Origin of the sequence: Flavobacterium ginsengiterrae (assembly GCF_039539785.1) — a bacterium.
Classification (GTDB): domain Bacteria; phylum Bacteroidota; class Bacteroidia; order Flavobacteriales; family Flavobacteriaceae; genus Flavobacterium; species Flavobacterium ginsengiterrae.
The window spans coordinates 348,020-368,432 of record NZ_BAABDU010000011.1; the positions used below are offsets into that span (position 1 = coordinate 348,020).

Sequence of the window (20,413 nt, forward strand, 5' to 3'; positions counted from 1 at the left end):
AAAAAGGTTCACGAACAAATAATGGATCGTGTTAAAGATCCCTGGAAAATTAATCAAGGCCAAAGTTCACTATGCGGAATGGCGGCACTCTATTATGCCATGACAAAGCGAGATCCGCAAGCTTATGAAAAGCTCGCGAAGGAATTGTTTAGAACTGGGGAATACAATATTGGCACTTATATTGTAAAACCTCATGAAAAAGCTCTAAGTATGTATGAAACCAAACCAACAGATTCCAATTACAAATCTATGATTATGTCTGAAATAGACTGGATAGTACTGGCAACAACGCGAAGCAAAGAAAGTTTAAACGGCCAATTTGTTTACAATGGTTTTGAAAATGGAGATATGGATATGATAAAAGCAGTAAACTGGCCAGATATGCTAACCAGAATGTGTAAAGAAGTCGCTGGATTTACTTACGCGGAATCTTTTGGACTAAACTTATTGTCTATTAAAGACAAAAAAGGCTTAGAAGCAAAATTACACGATTATGTTTCTAATTATGATTTATTAGAACTCAAAAAAATTGTTAAAAATACAATACTGGGCATACTATTTTAATGATGATAGATTCTAATATGCTTGAGGATATCCCAGATTATAATCCTCTAAATTTAACAACTAATTCGCATTGGGTTGTATACGAAGGAGGACTGAATATTATTGAAGTCGGTGATGAGAAATTTGTTGGATTTAGGATTTATACATGGGGACTTAATTTTAATGATAATTATAAACCTGAATCAGGAAATAAAACAAAAGAAGTAAATATCAAGTACAATTTTTTATACAACACGAATATTGATGTTAAATCTTTTAAATCAAACTATTATGGATTTATTGAGATATATTAAATCTTATGTTTTTGCTTTTTTTCTTTTATTACTTCTTTCTTGTGATAAATATGAAGAAGATGAGCAGATTTATCAATTAATCATTATTGAAAACTGGAAAATAAAAGAAATACCGACAATAAAACTGTATCATTTCGAAAAAGAATCAAATTTTTCGAAAAGAATAAGTATAGATTCACTTTTTGAAGTTACTTACGATAGTGTGAAAAAGTATTTAACAATCATTCCACAATTTGATAATAATAAACCAATTCATGATGATATGATTCTTTTGCTTAATGATAATCTTGAATACAGATTTACAGATGTTTGTTTCATTAAAGATACTCTAAAAAAACCACTTTTAATTGGGACTAAGTTTACTATAAGATATAATCTCAGAGCAAAAGTGAATAAAAAAGAAATTAATTACTTAGATAGTATCAAATATCCCCATCAATCTTCCTATATATCATTAGATAAATCCTTGGCAAAAAAAATAAATAGTTTAAAATACTAATATGGATATGCTAAAAGCAGTAAACTGGCCTGATATGCTAACCAGAATGTGTAAAGAAGTCGCTGGATTTACGAGTGCAGAATCTTTTGGGCTAAACTTATTGTCTATTAAAGACAAAAAAGGCTTAGAAGCAAAATTACACGATTATGTTTCTGATTCTGATCTTGACGAACTTAAAGTTATTGATAAAAAATATAATGCCGGGCATACAATATTAATGATGATTGATTCTAATATGATTTATGATAAAATAAGTTATAATCCTATAGATATAACTAAAAACTCGCATTGGGTGGTATATGAAGGAGGATTGCAGTTATTTGATGATACTGGAAATCTGATTTCGAACTTGCGAAGTGTAAAATATATTAAATTTAAAATTTATACTTGGGGGGAAGATATTAAAAACTCAAGATTAATAAAACTAAATATTAATAAAGGATTAATTGTTGAATCATTTAAAAGTAATTATTATGGATATATTGAAGTTTGCTAATTTTTTTGATAAGGATTTGATATTAACAAAACTTGTAGCTTTTGTTATTATTGTTTTTTTGTTTTCTTCATGTCAACAACAACTCAATTGTGATCAAGAAGATAATATTAGTAATTCGTTTTCCTTTGATAAAAAAAATAATTATGATGATAAAACTGAATATCGTCCTAAAAAAGGGAAATTATATTTTTTTAAAAAAGGATCAAAAAATAATCAGCATTTTAAGTCATTAGATTTAAAAGTGGCAAATATAATTAACAAGCAGTTGAATATATTTTTTAAAAATCCACCAGATCATTTAACAGCAAAATATAATTATAGAATGATACTGGATGATTCTTTAATGTATGATATAACAAATATAAAAATGAAGATTGATACTGCCGGACGTACAATGGGGGGATTTGCAATGGGTTGTAAAGTAATGTCTTTTGAAGTAAATGGTAAAACTTATACTACTAATCGTTATTTTGATTCTTTAAATTTCCCATTTGATTGTGCTGTAAAAATTAAGTAATTCTAATGCATTCTAAAATATCTATAGAATCTTTTTAATCAAATTATTATGGCTACATTGAAATATTTTAGTTTACTATGCATTCCCTTTTTAATGCTAAGTTGTAATGAATATATAAATAGGAATTATTCATTTCAAGAAATTTACCCTGTGCTGGCGTGAGCTTCCCGCTCATGAGCAATCCAAATTACTTCAAAACTTCATGTTTACGAGCGGAACGCTCTCGCAAGCTGGTGTTTATGTTTGTTCTGCCGTAGTTGCCGTAACTGATTCTAAAATCCATAAAATTCCGGAACCTGAAAATGAATACGCAGCATCTGACCCAGATAAATATCTAAAAGATTATATGCGGATTACGCAGATTCCAAACTGATTTAAAAACAAAAAACGCCCAAATAACTTTGGGCGTTTTTCTATTTTATAATTCTAAAAAATTAAAACTTATTAGCTTTACTTTCTACAATTTTACTCACTTTAAATACTAAGAAAATTGTAAGCAACATAATCGCAGAAGCAACCATAGCCAGAATATCATAATGTTCAAGTGGAGCATAACTGTCTTTTTGAACAATAATTAGTCCTGCAATTACAGCTCCAAAACCTCCGGCCATTTGCTGCAAAGACGAATTTATACTCATAAATGCTCCACGATCCTGAGGATCCGGAATAGCAGATGTTAATGTTGTAGACGGAACCATTCTGCTCATAATAGTTGCCATCATAAATACATTAATTACTAAAACAATCCAAAATGGAGTTGGTCCAAAATGTGAGTAAATATTAATTAAAATCACAGCCAAAACCGTAGCAACGGCAAAGATTTTGAATTTATTTACTTTGTCACTCAGTTTACCAATAAATGGCATGGTAAATAGAGTTGCAATACCAGTAATCATAAAAAGTAAAGGAAGTTCCTCATTAGTCACTTTAAGATTGTTAATCGCAAAAGCACTTCCAAAAGGCATCATCATAAAACCTCCAATAGAAAGCAGAGCAGTAGCCAGAAAACCAGTTTGATAATTCTTTTTTGAAATAGTATGCACTAAATGCAAAATAGCTGTTTTTTCTTGTTTAAGTTTTAAATGTTCGTTTACAGGCTGTAATTTCCAATATAAAACTATTGTAATTAAAGCGGCCATTGCTGCGATCCATAAAAACGGAACGTGCCAGCCCCATGCATTTGCAATGTATAAACCAATTGGAATTCCAAGAACCTGACTTACGCCAAATCCCATTTGAATAAATCCCATTACTTTTCCTCTTTGCTGTAAGCTGAATAAATCAGCTACAATCGCCAGAGAAATAGAACCAATAACACCGCCAAATAATCCTGTGAATATACGTGCGGCAACTAAAAGGAAGAAGTTTGGCGCCAGAGCACAAAACAAAGTTCCTATAGTAAAACCAATGTAAAAGAAAAGTAACAATTTTTTTCGGTCAAATTTATCTGCAAATCCAGCGGTTAATAATCCGGAAATTCCGGCGCTGAAAGCATAAGCAGAAACGGCAACACCAAATTGTGAGGCCGTGATTTTTAGGGTTTTCATCATAATATCTCCAAGCGGTGACATTACCATAAAATCTAATACAACTGTAAATTGTGTAATGGCTAATAAAAATATAACCAGTTTTTGATAGCCGTTAAAACTGGGTTTCTGAGTTTGATTTTCGTTCATATATTATTGTAATTCTCTGCAGTCAAAATCATGAAAATTGAGTAAATCGATTATTTGACTTGCATTTAGTTTCTTGCTGATAATTCTAAGCACGCAATCAATATCTTCCTGGTCAATAGTCCATTTCAGTATCGATTTGTTAGCGTTTAGAAACGTAGCAATTTTGTTTTTGTTTGACTCTGTTTTTATATTAGTTGCGAATATCAGTACATTCATAACATAATTTTTTTAAGGTTTAAGCGCCTTAATAACTAAGCTTAAAGCTTCTTTTTGTATTTCGGCTGTTAATTTAAACGGAGAAGATCCTCCAAGTCCTTTTCCTTTTTCATGAAAGCGCAATAGATTGTATAATGGGCCATAAGCAATACTCCAGAAAACTTCTTTTGATACGGGTACGATTTCTTTTCTTTCGATAGCTCCATGCAAAAACTTTGTCATGATTTCTTTTAATTCAATCAGGCTTTCGTTTACGATATATTCTCCATAATTAGAGTTCTGAAGAATTTCCCAGCAGGAAATCTTATCTGTGTTTTCCATCATAAAAGATGAACGGTTTTCCCATTGTTTGGCAAGGCCTTCTGCAAAAGGCATGTCAGGAGAAAAATCTTTTAAAGAACTTTTAAAAAAATAAGTGCCCAGTTCGGTTCCCACTTTTTTAATTAAATCTTCTTTATCAGCATAATAAATATAAAGAGTCGCAACAGATATACCACATTCTTTTGCTAATCGGTTCATTGCAAAGCCCTCGATGCCGTGCTTTACAATCATTTCTATGGTTTTCTGTTTTACGATTTCTTCTTTATTAGTATCTCGCGTTCTCAATATAAAAGGATTTTGTTGATGCAAAGATACAATAATAAATGAATGTTTGCTTATTTATAAATAATTATTTTTTGAAACCTGATTTTTAGAATAATATGTTAATATATTTTTTATTATTTTTACTACTAACAGCTATCATATTAATCTGATTTTGTATGAGATACTGATTTTACTTTACTAACTTTTAATTATTAAAGAAATGAGAAAAAACAACGATTTTGGTCTGCTGATACTTCGTTTGGCAGTAGGGCTTTTAATGCTGTTTCATGGCATTGCAAAACTTGGAGGCGGTTTAGAGTTTATAAGCGGTATGCTTGAAGGTAAAGGACTTCCGGGTTTTATTGCTTATGGAGTTTTAATAGGTGAAATTTTAGCACCATTATTAATTATAATTGGTTTTAGAACCAGAATCGGAGCTTTACTATTGGCAATAAACTGTTTTGTAGCAGTTCTTTTAGTGCATACTGCCGATATTCCTAAATTAAACGAACAAACCGGAGGCTGGGCATTAGAACTTATAGGTTTATATTTTTTTGGTTCGCTTGCTTTGTTTTTTACAGGAGGCGGAAATCTTGCAGCTTCAAAAAACAACAAATGGGATTAATTTAAAATTTATAAAATAGAATATTATATTACACTTAATCAATCTTTTGTAATAAAATTCTACAGATACAATTAAGAGACTTTCGGGTCTCTTTTTTTGTGTTTCATTTTAAGAAAAAAATAACAGCCCAAACCCCGATAAAACTTAAATTCTAATGTTATTTTAATGTTGCACCCAAGATTTCGTTCTAACTTGCGCCCCTTTAAAGAACGAAAAATGTTGACTCAAATTAAAAATAGTATTTTATGTAAATGCCTACAGGCGTTGCTTATCGGCTATTTTTTAATGAGCAGTATTAATTTCTCCGGAACCTTTGGGCGTATTATAAACAACAATACCGAAACGCATTCGGTTAAAGGTATCACATGCAGTTTTTTAAAGAAAATCTTTAAATGCGACGGAATTCCCGAAGAACTGGATGATTACGAAACAAAGGATACTAAAACTACCAAATTAGCCAAAGGAATTCCTTTATTAGAATATTTAGTGCCTGCTTATACATCTTTGGCGGGTTGCAGTTTTCAATTACAGGCAGAAGGAAAAAAATACATAGATAATTCTGTTTTTTCATTTGGATTTCATGGTAAAATAGATATACCGCCTCCGCGAGTTATTATATAAATACTTAATTTTGTAAGGATTAGAGTTTTCTTTGTAATCCTTAATACGGTATTTACCGTATATTAATATCTATCTATTAATCTTGTATTTATATATAAATTCATGACACCATTACAACGTTTTTACAACTTACTCAGGCTGGATAAGCGCGACGTATATCAAATTATATTTTATGCTGCTTTTGCCGGTTTAGTGAATCTTTCACTTCCTCTGGGAATACAGGCCATTATTAATTTTATTCAAAGCGGACAACTAAGTGTTTCCTGGATCGTGTTAGTGATCTTGGTAACTATAGGTGTTGGTTTTGGTGGAGTTTTAACGATTTTACAGCTCAGAATTGTAGAAAATCTGCAACAGCGAATTTTTGTTCGTTCTTCATTTGAGTTTGCCTACAGAATGCCTTTAATTAAATTTAAAGAAATGTATTCTGAATATGCGCCGGAAAAAGCAAACCGTTTCTTTGATACCTTAATGGTTCAAAAAGGAACTGCAAAATTATTACTAGACTTTTGTACAGCCTTTTTACAGGTGGGACTTGGTATTATTTTATTGGTTTTGTACCATTCATTTTTTATGGTTATAGGCCTTTTGTTTATCGTTATTTTGTATATCATTTTTAAATTTTCATACAGAGACGGACTTGAAACGAGTCTTAACGAATCAAAGTTTAAATATAAAGTAGCAGCGTGGCTTCAGGAAATAGCCCGCAACCGCGAAAGTTTCCGCAGAAAAAGCGGTTTCGAATATGCGCTGCAAAGAAACGACGGCTACGTTAGTGAATATGTAAATTACCGTGAAAAACACTTTCAGGTAATGAAAAAACAATACATTCAGCTTACTATTTTTAAAGTAATTGTTACAGCTGCCTTATTGTCGATTGGTGGTTTTCTGGTAATTCACCATCAAATGAACATTGGGCAGTTTGTGGCAGCTGAAATCGTAATCGTATTACTTATTAATTCTGTAGAAAAAATAATCTTTGGTCTTGAATCATTTTATGATGTATTGACTTCTGTAGAAAAAATCGGGCAGGTTACAGATATGGAAACTGCTTGCATTCCTAATACATCTGCGGTAAGTGATACGGGAATAAATATCGAAACTGAAAGCGTTGCTTACAATTATCCTGAACACAATAAAAAGTCGCTTAAAAATATCAATCTGAAAGTGTCTCAGGGCGAGAAAATTATTTTAAGAGGAACAAACGGTGCCGGAAAAAGTACTTTATTACGCTTGCTTGCCGGACTTCTAGAACCAGAAAGCGGTGCCATGTATGTAACAGACAATTACATGAACCGTCTTGATGAAGATACGTACAGAGCACAGGCGGGAACTTTTTTACAAGGCGATACGCTTTTTGCAGGAACGATTAGAGAAAACATACTTTTTGGAAACGAAACGCTTAATAACGATGATTTAAAATGGGCTTTAGACAACGTAGGTTTAACGCCGGATATTAAAACTTTCCCGAACGGACTGGAACATCAAATTCATCCGGGCGGGCGTGAGCTTTCGGCTTCAGATGTTCAAAAAATACTTTTAGCACGCAGTATCGTGCACAAACCTAATATATTGTTCCTTGAAGATCCTGTTGATAAAATGGATGAATTGACTTCGGGTAAAATTGTTGATTTTTTACTTTCTGAAGAAAATGACTGGACGGTAATTGTTACTTCTAAAAATGATATCTGGAAGAACAAATGCGGCCGTATGATAACGATTGACGATGGAAAAATTATTAACGACATAAAGCTTTAATCATGCTCAATATATCTAAAGATAACAATATATTAATAACTCCCGGCAAATACAAATCTATTACAAGTGTTGCCAAGAGACCTCATTACCAAATTTTAAACAGGGTAATTATTGGGTTTCTGATATTTGCTGTAGCTTGTCTTTTCTTGCCGTGGACACAGAATATTTCAGGAAGCGGTGCTGTAACGACTTTAAAACCAGATCAGCGTCCGCAGACTGTGCATAATGCAATTGCCGGACGTATCGAAAAGTGGTATGTTCAGGAAGGTGATTATGTAAAAAAAGGCGATACGATTGTTTTTATTTCCGAAGTAAAAGAGGATTACCTTGATCCTAATTTGGTGAATAATACCAAACAACAGGTTGATGCTAAAAAAATGGCAGTAGAATCGTATGGAGATAAAGTAAACTCTCTCGATGTTCAGGCGCAGTCATTGAATACTGAAAGAGAATTAAAATTACAGCAGGCTCAAAATAAAATAAAACAAGCCCAGCTGAAAATTAAAAGTGACAGTATGGATCTTGAAGCGGTAAAAACGCAGTTAAGAATCGCTAAAACGCAATTTGACCGTTCAACAGCATTAAATAAAGAAGGTTTAAAACCGCTTACTGATGTTGAGCAGAAAAGACTAAAACTTCAAGAATCTGAAGCGTACATTATTACACAGCAAAACAAACTTTTGAGCAGTAAAAATGAATTGATAAATGCTAAAGTTGAAATTAACCGTATTACTGCTGAGTATAGCGAGAAAATTTCGAAATCAAGAAGCGATAAATTTACAGCGCTGAGTACACAATATGATACAGAAGCTCAGGTAAATAAACTTGAAAATCAATATGTAAATTACAGCTTAAGAAATGGTTTGTACTACATTACAGCACCTCAAAGCGGTTATGTAAACCGTGCTTTGCTGGCTGGTTTAGGAGAAACCATTAAGGAAGGAACTCCAATTGTAAGTATTATGCCGGCAAGTTATGATATTGCTGTAGAAACCTATGTTGATCCAATCGATCTTCCGCTGGTACACCGTGGTGCAAAAGTGAGAGTTTGGTTTGACGGATGGCCTAGAATTGTATTTTCTGGATGGCCGGGATTGTCATACGGAACTTACGGAGGAAAAATTGTTGCAATTGAAAACTTCATAAGCGCTAACGGAAAATACAGAGTTTTGATTTCTCCGGATGGCGTAGATAACAAATGGCCAAAAGAGCTGAGCATTGGAGCAGGAGCACAGAGTATTGCTTTATTGGAAACAGTTTCTGTTTGGTATGAAATATGGCGTAACCTAAATGGTTTCCCTCCAAATTATTATAAAGCAGACGAAAAAGACGCAAAAAATGGAAAAGACAAAAAATAAATTGAAATACGTTGTAAGACTGTTTTCTCTTTTATTTTTATTCGGTTTTTCGACTTCTTATAGTCAGGATTTTAATAAAGAGGAATTAAGTTACAGCGAATTTTTAGGATATGTAAAAAAATACCATCCGCTGGTAAAACAGGCAAATCTTGAAATAAGCAATGCTCAGGCGGCGCTTATGGCGGCGCGCGGTGGATTTGATCCTAAAATTGAAGTAGATTACAGTAAAAAAGAATTTAAAGGAACTGAATATTATTCGTTATTAAACAGCAGTTTTAAAATTCCAACATGGTACGGAATTGAAATTAAAGCGGGTTTTGATGATACCGACGGACAATATTACAATCCGCAGAATCGTACACCCGAAGCTGGTTTGACTTCTCTTGGAGTAAGCGTTGCGCTTGGTCAGGGAATGTTTATTAATCAGCGTATGGCCGATGTAAGAGAAGGAAAGCTGCAACTGAAATTAAGCGATGCACAGCGAAAACTAAAAGCAATTGAAGTTTTATACAAAGCAAGTGAAGCGTATTTTGAATGGAGAAAAAGCTATAATGAAGCGGAACTTTATAAAAGATATTTAGGATTTGCGAGTACTCGTTTTCTAGGTGTAAAAAAATTGATAGAGCTTGGTGATGCACCTGCAATTGACAGCGTTGAAGCTGGAATTACGGTTAGAAACAGAGAATTAAATGTTGAAAATGGTAATTTGAAACTGGCTAAAGCCAAATTGTATTTATCTAATTATTTATGGCTGGAAAACGTTCCGGTAGAATTAGGCGAAATGGTAAAACCAGAAGAAAACCTTAGTCTTACTGTTGAAGGTACGCTTAGAACCGATGTCATGCTGGTTGAAGTAGAAACTCTGGATACGCATCCTAAAATTCAGGCTTTGGAAACCAAAATGGATATGCTTGAAATTGGAAGAAAATTGAAGGCTAATGCACTTCTGCCAAAATTAAATGTGGGTTACAATTATATTTCAGAACCTGCTTATTTTGATTCTTTTAATGCCGACGATTATAAGTTTAATGTTGATTTCAGCATTCCGATTTTCCTGAGAAAAGAACGTGGAAGCCTCAAAATGGCGAAAATCAAAATTCAGGATTTAAAGTATGATATTGAACAGCAGCGACTGGAACTTAAAAACAAAATAAAAGCGCAGCAAACCGAAATTTCTTCGCTAAGAAGACAAAAAAATGTTATTGATAATTTGGTTAAAGATTATACAACCATGCTGAATTCAGAAGAAAAACTGTTTTCATTTGGCGAAAGTTCGATCTTTTTAATCAATTCAAGAGAAAATAATCTGGTAAGTGCTAAGTTATCGCAAATCAGTATTGAAAATCAGTTTTATATTTCAAATGCTGAATTGTATAAGATTCTGGCAAACCCGGATTAATTTTTTTCAGACTTAGTTATTATTGTTAAAAAAGCAGCAAATATTTTATTTGCTGCTTTTTTATTTTGAGATTTATATTTTAAAATTGAGCAGCAAATTCTTTTGCAAAATCCTCCAGTTTTGTTTTTCCATCAACAGATAAATTGCTTTTTAGAAAATCTTCGGCAATTTTTCCGTTTCTTAAACCAGTTCCCATTTCAGTATATAATCCGGCAATTTCTTCTGGTATTCCGGCTTGTTTCATTCCTTCAAGTGATTGTTCATCTGTAAACTCAACCCATGGTAAATCTGATTTAGAAATAGCAGTTCCTAAAGTTTTTGCTGTATCACCAGGTGTGCGAACATCACTGATTATATAACGAATATTTTTTCCTTCTGAAGTTTTTACAATTTCTTCGGCGACAGCCTGAGCAATATCTTTTGGATGAACTAATGGAATTTTAACATCAGCAGGGAAATTACCTCCCATAATTCCCGCTCCTTTAATCATTGGAACATCATTATAAAAGTTTGTGTAAAAATATCCGGCTCTTAAAAAAGTAATCGACGTATTTAATTCATTGTACAATTTTTCAATATGATAAAGTCCGGCAATTGGTCCGTTTCCGGTTGGTAAATCGGCTCCAATACTGCTTAACATTACAACACGCTTAATATTGGTTTCAGATATTGCTTTCGCGAAAGCACGTCCGGCTTCGGTTGTATTTGCAATTACATTTTGACCGCCTAAGTTTGGAGGCGTCATGGCAAAAAGAGCATCGGCACCTTTTAATGTTTCAGTTAAAAACCCTGAATCACTTACAGAACCAATTGCTGCTTTTGCGCCTAAATTTTCGATTGCTGATTTTTTGTCTGCGTTGCTGCTTATTACTGTTACATCGTGACCAGCAGCAACAAGATTAGCAGTTAATGGTTTTCCAATGTTCCCTAAAGAACCAGATACTATAATTTTCATAATATATTTTTTTATTTGTTGAGACAAAGGTATCTTTGTACTTACTTTTATACAAGTACTTACCCTAAAGTATGTATTATGACAGCAATTAAAGAATCATCGACAATTCAGGAAAATAAGCAGTATGCTTTAGAAAAATGCCCTGTTACTTTTGTGATGGAAAAAATAGGCGGTTACTGGAAACCTATTATTCTTTACCATTTATCAACAGGTGATAAACGTTACAGCGAATTAAAAAGAGCTATTCCGGCTGTGACCGAAAAAATGCTTATTCAGCATTTAAAACAATTAGAAGCCGACGGCCTTGTAATAAGAGAGGCGAAACCTGTTGTACCGCCTTTTGTAACGTATAGTCTCAGCAATGCCGGACAAGGTTTACTGCCGGTTATTGATGCAATGGCTTCGTGGGCTTTTAAGGTTAAAGACGGTGTTTATGATGTAACGGTTTAGAATAAAATAAAAAAAAATGCCTCTTATAAAGAGGCATTTTAAAGATGAAGTTATTTTTTTTCTTCTGCAATTATTAAAGTTGAAGGAATATCAGACAGCCATGAAGTTTTGGTGTCTACGAGTCGTTTCCAGCCTTCAATAGTAATCAGCATTAAACTTTGCTCATTTAAGAAATCTTTTTCTACGGGTCTTTCATTTTTCAGTGAAAGCTGATTTGGAGCTGCCATTTCCATTAATCTGATTTTTTCTTTGGTATCTAAATCGACAGTAATTTTTCCTTCGGTATCTAAAACAACAATTTTACTAGATGAATTGTGAATGAATTTTTGCACATAAGATTGAATTAAATCCCAGTCTTTTGCATAAAAAAGCGGTATAAAAATGGTTGAAAGGTCTTTTAAATCTTTATCAATTAAAATCCCAACAGGAATTTGAGATTTAGCAATTATCTGTTTCGTTCCGTCATCAAAAAGAGCGGCTTCTAGAATGTTTTCTTTACCCGTTACGGTATTGATAAGCTTTTCCGGATTAATAATTCGGGTTGTAAAGCCCAGCACTTTTCCCAGTAAACTTCCTTCATAAATTGATTTTCCAATACCAATTAAAAGTAAATCCTGTTTGCTTTTATTGGCAGCGTTTACAATTTCATTATCAATATCTGAAGATGCTTTAAACATCGTCGTAATATTTCGGTTTAAGGCTATCGATTCTTCTATTACTTCTTTAAAACTTTCTGTTTCATAAGTTTCTGTATTGTAATGGTGTATTTCTTCTGTAGGCAGAAAATGCATAGCTGTGATTTCAGAGCTTTCGATTCTTTTATTTGTTAGTCCGTCTGCAACTTTAAGCAAAGCTTTTCCGGATTCTGCTTTATCAAATGATAATAAAATACGGTATTTGTTTTTTAGTGCAATATCACTTTCAGATTCTTCTTTTTGATCTTTAAATAACCAGTTAATGAAATCTAAAGTTGGTCCTGTCATAAAAGTTGTCGCAAGCGCCATTATTACCATCATTGAGAATAATTCCGGAGTTAAAACTCCTAAATCGTAACCAATGTTTAAGGCTACCAATTCGGTTAATCCGCGGGTATTCATTAAGGCACCAATTGATAAACTGTCTTTCCAGTTCTGTCCCACAAATTTTGCTGCCAAAGTACTGCTGACAAATTTTCCAATTACTGCAACCAAGAAAATTACTCCGGCGATTTTCCATAAATAAGGCTCGTTTAATAAACCAATTTGTGTTCGTAAACCAGTAAAAACAAAGAAAAGAGGTAATAAAAGAACGAGTGCTACGTCTTCAACTTTTTCGATAAATAAATTTCTAAAACGTACGTTTTCCGGCATTATAGCTCCTGCAATAAAAGCTCCAAATAGGGCATGAATACCTATAACTTCTGTTAAATAAGAAGAAATAACAAGGGTAAGAAAAAATATGGCTACAATTGGTTTGCTTAATTTTTCGTTAGAGCTGTATAAATCTCCAATTCTTTTTAAGAACGGACGAACCACTTTTACCATTACAATTACATAGCCCAAAGCCAGAAGTACGGTGTAAATTGCGCTTCCAAATGATCCTGCTTTTACAATCGCAATCACAACTGCCAAAATACACCATGCTGTAATATCATCTGCAGCGGCGCAGGTAATTACAATGGTTCCTAATCTGGTTTTATGAATACCGCGTTCTTGTACAATTCTTGCCAAAACCGGAAAAGCGGTAATACTCATGGCAATTCCGGCAAATAGACCGAATGAAGTAAACTGAACATTGGCAGGCGCAAATTCATCATAAATAAAATAGGCTAATCCCATTCCTAAAACAAAAGGAATAATAATACTGGCGTGGCTGATAACTACAGCATCATGGGCTTTGTTTCTGAGGATTTTCATATCGATTTCCATACCAACAATGTACATGAAAAGTATTAATCCAATCTGGCTTAAAAACTGAAGATTTCCAAGAGATTCAGTTGGGAAAAGCATAGCCGAAAATTCAGGAAAATACATTCCTATAAGCGATGGACCCATAACAATTCCGGCAATCATTTCGCCAATTACGGCCGGTTGTTTTATTTTAATACAGATCCAGCCAAAAATTCTGGCTACGAAAATTATGGTAACAATTTGTGCTAATAAAAGGGCTAAAGGGTGGTGAAGGTTTTTAACAAGTGAATCAAGAAATTCGGTTAATTGGCTTTTGTCTGATGTTGGAATAGTCAGGTTTCTTCCTGTTTCCAGTTTTAATCCCATTTGAATTATCCAATACATAAGAAGGGAAAATCCTCCAATAATACCAACGTAAAAAATACTGTTTCTAAATTTTTTCATTTTGCTTTAATTTAAAATTCCCGTAAATCCATTCTGTTTTTAGGGGAGAAAACAGAATAGATTTGAGAGATTAGTCTATAAAATCAGCGCAATTTTAAAACAAAATCATTTTACGGCATAGACGAAGTATGCAATTTTGTAATGACTCAGAAAAACTTTGTAATGAAACAGATTTAAAGAAAGTAATTGAAGGATTTTTTGTGCCAAGAAATCAAGAAATGTTATTTTACAACCGTTGCTTCAAGCTCAACTTTTAGGGTTTCAAAAAGACTTTTAACTTCCATTAAAGTTGTTGCCTGTTTTATATTGTGTTTTGCAACCCAATCCTGAATGATTGAAAAATGAGGCCATAACTCGTGTGTTGCCGTTGTGTAGATATTTAACCGCACAATATTCTGGCATTCGTAACCTGCTTCGGTAATTACTTGTTCGAGGTTTTTTATGGCGAGATTTAATTGCGATTCCATGTTTTCATTGCTCGAAATTCCATCGGCACTTATGGCAGTTTGTCCGGAAACGTACAAAGTTCCCTGTGCATTTTTTACTTCTACAGCTTGTACATAACTGCGTTTGTTTTGCCATTCCCACGGATTTATGATTCTTTTTTCCATTTTTTTTAAGTTTAAAATTTACTCTGCAAAATTGAAAATAAGAAACTGAATCAGCTCTTGACATTTCTCACAAATAAAAAGTGAGGTTTGTCACATTAAGAAGATAATCTGCTCAGGGTTTCGCGCGAAACACCTAAGTAAGAAGCGATAAGACTTTTTGGTATTCGCTGTATTAGAGAAGGATATTGTTTAAGAAATTGTTCGTAACGTTCTTTTGAACTGTAAGCCATTGCAGAAATAATGCGGCGCTGTGAACTGAGGAAACCCCAATTGGCTTTTTCGAGAAAAAAGTGTTCCATTTTCTGAAGGCCGCTGCATAGGTTTTTATAATCTTCAAATGAAAAACAAAGTACTTCGGTATCTTCGAGACATTCTAGTGACATTGTAGCTTCGGTTTGGGTAAAAAATGCATAATAATCGCTTTCCCACCAATCTTCCATGGCAAAAGAAACGATGTGTTCTTTTTCTGAATCATCGGTATAAACCAATTTTAAAAGTCCTGAATTTATAAAGAAAGAATAAACCTTAGGATCTCCTTTTTGAATCAGAAATTGATGCTTCCTGAATTTTTTAACAGAAAAGAAACGACTTACAAATGCGAATTCGTCGTCTGTAAGCGGTACAATTTTTTCGATATGTTCACGGAGTTTTGCCTGCATAAAGTTGCCAAAGTTATTTAAATTATCAATGAAATCATCTTTTTTTAAACAATCTAACCGTCATTTTTTTTATTTTTGTGCGGTAAAATCCTTAATGACTATAAGGTAAAAACAAATATATCCGCCTCGAACTGCTTTAATTTTTATGACTTTAGATAATTGGCCTAAACATATTCAGAAATATCTTTTTTTGCTGAAAGATGGTTTCTTTCAATTTCCTTATTTGTTTAATTCTCCGCAAATAATGTTAGACAGTATGTTAGAACTGCCTATATCGAGGCATTTTCCCGAAAAACACCTTATTACTTTTAATACTTCGCTATGTAAGGCAAAAATGTATTACAGAGAAATGGATGAAGGATTTTGGCTGTTGACATTTTACATGAATATGAAGGAAAATATCATGGCGCTTTCCGGTTATGACAACAATCAGAGCAGTGACTATTATCTTTTGACTTTTTCTGTTTTTGAATATAAATTTCCGCTGAAGGATGGAAGTGCTTTGAGTCTTTTAAGTACCTGCTGGACGTTCAGTAAACCTAATACTGAGATTTCCAGTTATTTTTATAAACAAGCCGATGGTAAATTTTTTAGTATTGCTATTCGAAAAGATTGGGCTAAGAAGAATTTAACTTCTAAAAAGTTTAAAGAAAGAAAGGCAATTTTGAACTTCTTAAACGGAAAAAGAGGTTCTTATACTTGGCTCGATATTTCGCAGAAAGCACATGAAGTAGGTGCTGATTTATCTGATTTGCTGGAAAAAGAAAGTAATTCTGAAGCTGATGAAGCAGCAATAAAAAAGAAGTCGATGAAATTAATGACCGAATTTTTTGATAATTGTTTTATTGACAGCCGTATTGAAGATAATATTTCTTTAAGTAATCTGGATTATTTAAATGTTTCACGTGCCGAAAAAATTATTCTTCAAAATCTGCATCTTCCTTTTATTGGTATCGAATATATAGCCAAAGAAGTAAACACATCTCCAACCAAATTAAAGGCAAATTTCAAAGCTGTTTTTGGATTTTCGATGCTGCAATATCATAAAGAAAAAAATATGATGCTTGCCAGACAGCTTATAAAGAAATCTGACTTTGATATTCAGGATATCGCCGTAATTGCCGGTTATGATTCGGCTGGCCGATTTGCATCGAGTTTTAAGAAACGATTTGGTAAACTACCGTCTGAAGACCGTTTTTAGCATGTTTTAAAACTAAAAATGCCGAAAAAAAATTCTTGTACTTAATTGCAAATCAGATTCTTCTAAATAATCGAAAAAATGTAATCGATTAATTATTAGTGTTTTAAAAACACTTGTTGCGGATTTTGCGTAGACTTTTTCTCGCAGGTTATAATCATTCATATTAAGACTAAAATATGTCCGAATTGACTATTCGTACCTTTATTTTTCATCTACATTTGGCCGCGAAAGAAGTGACTGACACTTTTTAGAAATTAGATATTTCTGCTGTCAACGCTTTATCCTTGCTGTTCTTACAGCATTTATAAGATTTTATTACAAAACAAAAATACGCTGGATTTCAAAAAATGAAATCTAAGCGTACAGGGACTTTTTATGCTTATTTGTGAATTTTTAATTATTGATTATATATGGTGAACTTTACTTATTTTAAAAACTTAACGTGTAATAAAGATCGGACTTTGAAGGGATTCTTAGTTAGTTTTTTATTGTTTTTATCTGCTGAAAATGATTTCATGCAGATGAGAAAAAATACTTTGACAACAAGTTTAAATTTTAAAAAACAAGTTGTTTCTATTTTTATTTTCATTCTATTAATTGGTTATACGTCTGAAGCTCAGAATCAAATTGGTTTTGGATCAAATCAATATTACAAAGTGATTTCATTTGGAGAAAAAATTGATTTTGAAACTATTGATGAATCTGTAACATGGACCATTGCTAATGCTGCAAAGAATATTCACGCTGTAATTCGCGGTAATGAAATTAATAACTATTCATTCGAAGAACCGGGAGAATATGAAATTAACTTTCACGAAAACAAAAAACACGACGATGAATGTAATCATCCAGCGTTTGCAGAAAGATTTAAAATAAAAGTTGAATCTGTGAGATTGACTTTTGACTTTTCTAAAATCTCATTTTCAGAACAAATCGTGAGGGGAAGAAATTATTCCGATTTAATAATTACTGTTCCGACAAAAATTACTACAAAAGATAATTCCAATATAAAATTACCTGCACCAGGAATGTCTGTTGCGGGATTAGGCGTTTCATTTACTGTTGAACCAGTAGAAAAAGAGATTGTTATTGGTAGTAAAACACAATTATTAAAATATAAGCTATCAGGAATCGTCAATCAGGAAACGTATTTGATGTTTGATTTTCATGATTTTAATAATCAGGTTCAGACCTACAATCTTCATCAGGTAATAAAATAATGCAAAGAGTATGATAAAAAACTACTTTACTTTAAATAGAGTATTGAATTTACAAAAGACAATTATTTTATTTTTTGTCTTTTTTGTATTCAGTCAGGTATCAAATGCACAGTGTGCTATTCCTGTTCAGGGATGTTCAGGTACCAATTTATCGAATTTTGGTGCTGATTCTAATAATGATGCTTCATCAATAGAATATGATAACTTTATATCAAGTTTTCATAGTACGATCGTTAGAACTTCAGATGGTTCTCTTCAAGTTTGGGGAGAGAAAATGGCAAATGATGGAACATCCAATTTAATAACATCACGAACTATAAACCAAACAAATTTTCCTGCATTAAGCACTGGAGCTACAGTATTAAAAGGAGCTTTGGGCAGTAATTCTTCGAATGGTACTCAAGGGATAATTTTGGCTACAGACGGATTGTATGTATGGGGTACAAGAGGAGCGGTTTTAGCTACCAGCCTTACTACCAGTACAACATTTCAGAAAGTCACATTTGGTCCAAATAATAACGGATTACCAACAGGTGTAATTCCTAGTGATGTCAAAATGATGTTTGCTACCTTTGGGACATTAGCTATTACCACATGCAGCGGCGATGTATGGGTTATTTCTCAAACTGCAAATGTTAGAGGAAATGGAGCTTCAGGTGATGCTTTAAATTGGTATCGAGTAACTACTACAGAGAATGGCAATCCATTTTTGAGCAACGTTGTAGCTTGTCGAGGAAGTTATAACACTCTTATGGCTCTGAAATCAGATGGTACGGTTTATGTTTGGGGAAATAGTGTTTATTTAGGAGATAATAATGCCAGCGGTAATCAGAATAGAGCTGCACGAATGACGCTTCCAGCCTCTATAACTCCAAAAATGATTGGTTCAACTGGACCAGATGGTGTAAAATCTTATTATGTTTTAGCTACTAATGGTAATTTGTACGGTTTAGGAAGAAACACAAATAAACAATTAGGTGACTGGGATCCTGTTAACAGATTATCATGGGTACAGCCAAGATATAGTTCCACTAACACAGACGTTATGAACAATATCAAATGGTTTAGTGTACAAGAACATGATACTGAATATGGAGCTATAAATGTCATAAACAATAATTATAATCTATATGCTTTCGGGCAAAACAATAGGAGTTTACTTGGAGGTGGAAGTGGTAACGAGACCATAGACCCTACAATGCCAGCTGGTGTAGCTGCATCTGATAGAGTTTTAGCCGTAGAAACAGGAGGACATACGTCGATGATTGTTAAAGCCTGTGAAGCAAGATTTGGTTATGTTGGTCACAGGATTAATGGTAGTATGGGAAATAATTCAACAGATAACACAAATGTGACCTCTTATAATTTTACAACAGCTAATGTTCAAATTTGTGGAGCAGAATCAATTCCTGTTATTCAGCCTATTTCATTAGGAGGAGGACCCGATTCTAAATACTGTATTGACGATCCTGTTTTATTAGATCCTAGTCCAGAAGGAGGAACATTGACTATAGTGAGCGGACCAGGTACCTTATCAGGCAATATACTGACTTTTACTGGAACCGGTACTGTTGAAGTTCGATATACCATAGCCACTTCTTGTGGAGGTACTACAGTGACGAACAGAACTTTTGAAGGAGCGATTTGTCCTGCAGATCTTTCGATTACAAAAGTGGCCAATAGTACTACTCCAAGTGTTGGAAATAACGTTATTTTTACCATTACAGCCAAAAATAATGGATTATATAAAGCTACAGGTGTAACTGTAAGCGATGTACTTCCTTCAGGATATACTTTTGTAAGTGCTACTCCTTCTAAAGGGACCTGGGCTGCACCAACATGGACTGTAGGAAGTCTTGCGGGCGGTGCAAGTGCAACTTTGCAGATTACAGGTACTGTTAGAGCAACAGGATCTTATGCAAATACAGCGACTGTTTCTGGAAATAACCCAGACGGTACCCCTGGAAATAACTCGGCAACAGCTACGCCTTTAGTTCAAACGAATCTTTCGGTGACGAAAACTGTTGACAATACTACACCAAACGTTGGAAGTGATGTTACTTTCACCATTACAGCTTCTAATGCAGGTCCTAGTGGCGCAACAGGAGTAACGGTTACTGATAATCTTCCTTCTGGGTATACTTTTGTGAGTGCCACACCTTCGACAGGTACATGGTCAGCTCCAGATTGGACTATTGGAGATCTTGCTAATGGAGCAAGCACAACTCTTACCATGGTAGCAAGGGTAAATGCAACAGGTTCATATGCGAATACAGCATCTATTGCAGGTTCACAAAGTGATCCTACACCAGGAAATAACTCTGGTTCAGCTACACCAACTGTAAATCATGCGCCAACTGCGGTAAATGATCCATAT

Annotated in this window: 22 protein-coding genes; 15 read left to right on the plus strand and 7 right to left on the minus strand. The window is 33.6% G+C overall.

Annotated features, from left to right (window positions below):
* Positions 1-21: 21 nt before the first annotated feature.
* The 6 genes from ABD859_RS24005 to ABD859_RS24030 all read left to right on the plus strand — a co-directional run bounded on the left by ABD859_RS24005 (position 22) and on the right by ABD859_RS24030 (position 2,742).
* Positions 22-564, plus strand: coding sequence for a hypothetical protein (locus ABD859_RS24005; protein ID WP_345147404.1), 543 nt, complete (start codon positions 22-24; stop codon positions 562-564).
* A 17-nt stretch (positions 565-581) separates the two neighbouring features.
* A complete protein-coding gene (locus tag ABD859_RS24010; protein WP_345147405.1) occupies positions 582-857 on the plus strand; it encodes a hypothetical protein in 276 nt (91 codons plus the stop codon).
* Positions 835-1,356 carry a hypothetical protein gene (locus ABD859_RS24015; protein ID WP_345147406.1) on the plus strand — a complete coding sequence of 174 codons (522 nt, stop codon included), beginning with the start codon at positions 835-837 and terminating at the stop codon, positions 1,354-1,356. The genes ABD859_RS24010 and ABD859_RS24015 overlap by 23 nt, the downstream gene beginning before the upstream one ends.
* A gap of 1 nt (position 1,357) precedes the next feature.
* Complete coding sequence (locus tag ABD859_RS24020) at positions 1,358-1,852, plus strand: hypothetical protein (protein WP_345147408.1); 495 nt, start codon at positions 1,358-1,360, stop codon at positions 1,850-1,852.
* Complete coding sequence (locus ABD859_RS24025; RefSeq protein WP_345147410.1) at positions 1,830-2,369, plus strand: hypothetical protein; 540 nt, start codon at positions 1,830-1,832, stop codon at positions 2,367-2,369. The genes ABD859_RS24020 and ABD859_RS24025 overlap by 23 nt, the downstream gene beginning before the upstream one ends.
* Before the next feature lie 202 nt (positions 2,370-2,571).
* The gene (locus ABD859_RS24030) at positions 2,572-2,742 is read left to right on the plus strand and encodes a hypothetical protein (RefSeq protein WP_345147411.1); all 171 of its coding nucleotides are present in this window, start codon (positions 2,572-2,574) and stop codon (positions 2,740-2,742) included.
* 61 nt (positions 2,743-2,803) lie between these two features.
* Here ABD859_RS24030 and ABD859_RS24035 read toward each other — a convergent pair whose 3' ends face one another.
* From ABD859_RS24035 to ABD859_RS24045, 3 genes are read right to left on the minus strand one after another with little or no spacing between them, the layout of a single operon-like run.
* Positions 2,804-4,045 carry an MFS transporter gene (locus ABD859_RS24035; protein ID WP_345147412.1) on the minus strand — a complete coding sequence of 414 codons (1,242 nt, stop codon included), beginning with the start codon at positions 4,043-4,045 and terminating at the stop codon, positions 2,804-2,806.
* 3 nt (positions 4,046-4,048) lie between these two features.
* Positions 4,049-4,261, minus strand: a complete 213-nt coding sequence (locus ABD859_RS24040; protein ID WP_345147413.1) for a hypothetical protein — start codon at positions 4,259-4,261, stop codon at positions 4,049-4,051.
* 12 nt (positions 4,262-4,273) lie between these two features.
* Positions 4,274-4,867 (minus strand): TetR/AcrR family transcriptional regulator, encoded by a 594-nt coding sequence (locus tag ABD859_RS24045; protein WP_345147415.1) that lies wholly within the window; start codon positions 4,865-4,867, stop codon positions 4,274-4,276.
* 199 nt (positions 4,868-5,066) lie between these two features.
* On the opposite strand from ABD859_RS24045, the gene ABD859_RS24050 reads away from it, so the two are divergent.
* The 5 genes from ABD859_RS24050 to ABD859_RS24070 all read left to right on the plus strand — a co-directional run bounded on the left by ABD859_RS24050 (position 5,067) and on the right by ABD859_RS24070 (position 10,607).
* On the plus strand, positions 5,067-5,471 hold the full coding sequence (locus tag ABD859_RS24050) for a DoxX family protein (protein ID WP_345147416.1): 405 nt from the start codon (positions 5,067-5,069) through the stop codon (positions 5,469-5,471).
* A 216-nt stretch (positions 5,472-5,687) separates the two neighbouring features.
* The gene (locus tag ABD859_RS24055; protein ID WP_345147418.1) at positions 5,688-6,092 is read left to right on the plus strand and encodes a hypothetical protein; all 405 of its coding nucleotides are present in this window, start codon (positions 5,688-5,690) and stop codon (positions 6,090-6,092) included.
* A 102-nt stretch (positions 6,093-6,194) separates the two neighbouring features.
* The gene (locus ABD859_RS24060) at positions 6,195-7,850 is read left to right on the plus strand and encodes a peptidase domain-containing ABC transporter (RefSeq protein WP_345147419.1); all 1,656 of its coding nucleotides are present in this window, start codon (positions 6,195-6,197) and stop codon (positions 7,848-7,850) included.
* A gap of 2 nt (positions 7,851-7,852) precedes the next feature.
* Entirely contained in the window at positions 7,853-9,208 is a 1,356-nt protein-coding gene (locus tag ABD859_RS24065; RefSeq protein ID WP_345147422.1) for an HlyD family secretion protein, read from the plus strand.
* The gene (locus ABD859_RS24070) at positions 9,189-10,607 is read left to right on the plus strand and encodes a TolC family protein (protein WP_345147424.1); all 1,419 of its coding nucleotides are present in this window, start codon (positions 9,189-9,191) and stop codon (positions 10,605-10,607) included. Before ABD859_RS24065 ends, ABD859_RS24070 begins: the two co-directional genes overlap by 20 nt.
* A gap of 79 nt (positions 10,608-10,686) precedes the next feature.
* On the opposite strand, the gene ABD859_RS24075 is transcribed toward ABD859_RS24070, so the two are convergent.
* Positions 10,687-11,562, minus strand: a complete 876-nt coding sequence (locus ABD859_RS24075) for an NAD(P)H-binding protein (RefSeq protein ID WP_345147425.1) — start codon at positions 11,560-11,562, stop codon at positions 10,687-10,689.
* Between the two features lie 78 nt (positions 11,563-11,640).
* Between ABD859_RS24075 and ABD859_RS24080 the strand changes: the two genes are divergently transcribed.
* A complete protein-coding gene (locus ABD859_RS24080) occupies positions 11,641-12,012 on the plus strand; it encodes a winged helix-turn-helix transcriptional regulator (RefSeq protein ID WP_345147426.1) in 372 nt (123 codons plus the stop codon).
* A gap of 50 nt (positions 12,013-12,062) precedes the next feature.
* On the opposite strand, the gene ABD859_RS24085 is transcribed toward ABD859_RS24080, so the two are convergent.
* The 3 genes from ABD859_RS24085 to ABD859_RS24095 all read right to left on the minus strand — a co-directional run bounded on the left by ABD859_RS24085 (position 12,063) and on the right by ABD859_RS24095 (position 15,615).
* Positions 12,063-14,345 carry a cation:proton antiporter gene (locus tag ABD859_RS24085; protein WP_345147427.1) on the minus strand — a complete coding sequence of 761 codons (2,283 nt, stop codon included), beginning with the start codon at positions 14,343-14,345 and terminating at the stop codon, positions 12,063-12,065.
* Between the two features lie 221 nt (positions 14,346-14,566).
* Complete coding sequence (locus tag ABD859_RS24090) at positions 14,567-14,956, minus strand: RidA family protein (RefSeq protein ID WP_345147428.1); 390 nt, start codon at positions 14,954-14,956, stop codon at positions 14,567-14,569.
* Positions 14,957-15,051: 95 nt separating this feature from the next.
* Positions 15,052-15,615 (minus strand): Crp/Fnr family transcriptional regulator, encoded by a 564-nt coding sequence (locus ABD859_RS24095; RefSeq protein ID WP_345147429.1) that lies wholly within the window; start codon positions 15,613-15,615, stop codon positions 15,052-15,054.
* A 145-nt stretch (positions 15,616-15,760) separates the two neighbouring features.
* Here ABD859_RS24095 and ABD859_RS24100 point away from each other — a divergent pair, with 145 nt between their 5' ends.
* The 3 genes from ABD859_RS24100 to ABD859_RS24110 form a co-directional block, all read left to right on the plus strand.
* Complete coding sequence (locus tag ABD859_RS24100; protein ID WP_345147430.1) at positions 15,761-16,816, plus strand: helix-turn-helix domain-containing protein; 1,056 nt, start codon at positions 15,761-15,763, stop codon at positions 16,814-16,816.
* 521 nt (positions 16,817-17,337) lie between these two features.
* Positions 17,338-18,036: a hypothetical protein gene (locus ABD859_RS24105; protein ID WP_345147431.1), complete on the plus strand. Its 699-nt coding sequence runs from the start codon at positions 17,338-17,340 to the stop codon at positions 18,034-18,036.
* Between the two features lie 10 nt (positions 18,037-18,046).
* The coding region (locus ABD859_RS24110; protein WP_345147432.1) for a DUF7507 domain-containing protein at positions 18,047-20,413 on the plus strand (2,367 nt) is incomplete at its 3' end.